This is a genomic window from Microbacterium sp. BF1 (assembly GCF_019279095.1).
Taxonomy (GTDB): domain Bacteria; phylum Actinomycetota; class Actinomycetes; order Actinomycetales; family Microbacteriaceae; genus Microbacterium; species Microbacterium maritypicum.
Window position 1 is genome coordinate 1 of sequence record NZ_JAGYWT010000608.1, and the last position, 1,380, is coordinate 1,380.

The window sequence follows — 1,380 nt, forward strand, 5'->3', positions numbered from 1 at the left end:
GCGGCCGCCCAGGAGCGCGGCCTCATCGTCAACGCCGCCAACCCCGAGACGGTCCGCATCGCGCCGGCCCTCACGATCGGCGACACCGAGCTCGCCGAGTTCCGCGAGCTGTTCACGGCCGCTCTCGCCGACGTCCAGGCCTCTGTTGCCGGAAAGGTATCCGCATGACCCGCCACCTGCTGCGTGACGACGATCTGACCCCCGCCGAGCAGGCCGAGATCCTCGATCTCGCCATCGAGCTGAAGAAGGATCGGTGGGCCGACAAGAGCCTCGCCGGTCCCCAGACGGTCGCGGTCATCTTCGACAAGTCCTCCACGCGCACCCGCGTCTCGTTCGCGGTGGGCATCGCCGATCTCGGCGGTTCGCCGCTGATCATCTCGACCGCGAGCAGCCAGCTCGGCGGCAAGGAGACGCCGTCCGACACCGCGCGCGTGCTCGAGCGCCAGGTCGCCGCCATCGTGTGGCGCACCTACGCGCAGTCCGGGCTCGAGGAGATGGCCGAAGGCACTCGGGTGCCGGTCATCAACGCGCTCTCCGACGACTTCCACCCCTGCCAGCTGCTCGCCGACCTGCTCACCATCCGTGAGCACAAGGGCGACCTGAAGGGGCTCACGCTCACCTTCCTCGGTGATGGGCAGAGCAACATGGCGCACTCGTACGCCCTCGCCGGGGTCACGGCGGGAATGCACGTGCGGATCGCCTCACCGGAGGACTACGCCCCTCGCGCCGATGTCATCGAGGCGGCCGATCGCCGTGCCGCCGAGACCGGTGGTTCGATCACCCTCTACACCGACCCGGTCGAGGCTGCGGCCGGTGCCGACGTCGTCGTGACCGACACCTGGGTCTCGATGGGCAAGGAAGAGGAGAAGATCGCGCGCATCCGCGATCTGGGCGGCTACAAGGTCACCCCCGAGACGATGGCCCTGGCCGACCCCGAGGCGATCTTCATCCACTGCCTCCCCGCCGACCGCGGCTACGAGGTCGACTCCAGCGTGATCGACGGTCCGCAGAGCGTGGTGTGGGACGAGGCGGAGAACCGGCTGCACGCGCAGAAGGCGCTCCTGGTCTGGCTTCTCGGCAAGAAGGACGCGTGATGAGCGATTCGACGCACGAAGGAACCAACGAGGGCGCGCTCTGGGGCGCCCGCTTCGCCACGGGCCCCTCGCCCGAGCTGGTGGAGCTGAGTCGCTCCACGCATTTCGACTGGATCCTCGCGCCGTACGACATCGCCGGTTCGCATGCTCACGCCACCGCGCTCGCCGCGGCCGGGTACCTCGAACCCGATGAGGCGCAGCGGATGCACGAGGGCCTGGATGCCGTGGCGCGCAAGGTCGCCGACGGCACCCTGCGCCCTGTGCCGACGGATGAGGACGTGCACGG

Annotated in this window: 1 protein-coding gene and 2 pseudogenes; all 3 read left to right on the top strand. The window is 69.4% G+C overall.

Annotated features, from left to right (window positions below; all coding sequences use genetic code 11):
• Positions 1–168: pseudogene (locus KZA10_RS18840) on the top strand (acetylornithine transaminase); the annotation flags it as partial.
• On the top strand, positions 165–1,094 hold the full coding sequence (gene argF, locus KZA10_RS15360) for an ornithine carbamoyltransferase (RefSeq protein ID WP_017828583.1): 930 nt from the start codon (positions 165–167) through the stop codon (positions 1,092–1,094). The pseudogene KZA10_RS18840 and the gene argF, both read left to right, overlap by 4 nt.
• Positions 1,094–1,380: pseudogene (locus KZA10_RS15365) on the top strand (argininosuccinate lyase); the annotation flags it as partial. The gene argF and the pseudogene KZA10_RS15365, both read left to right, overlap by 1 nt.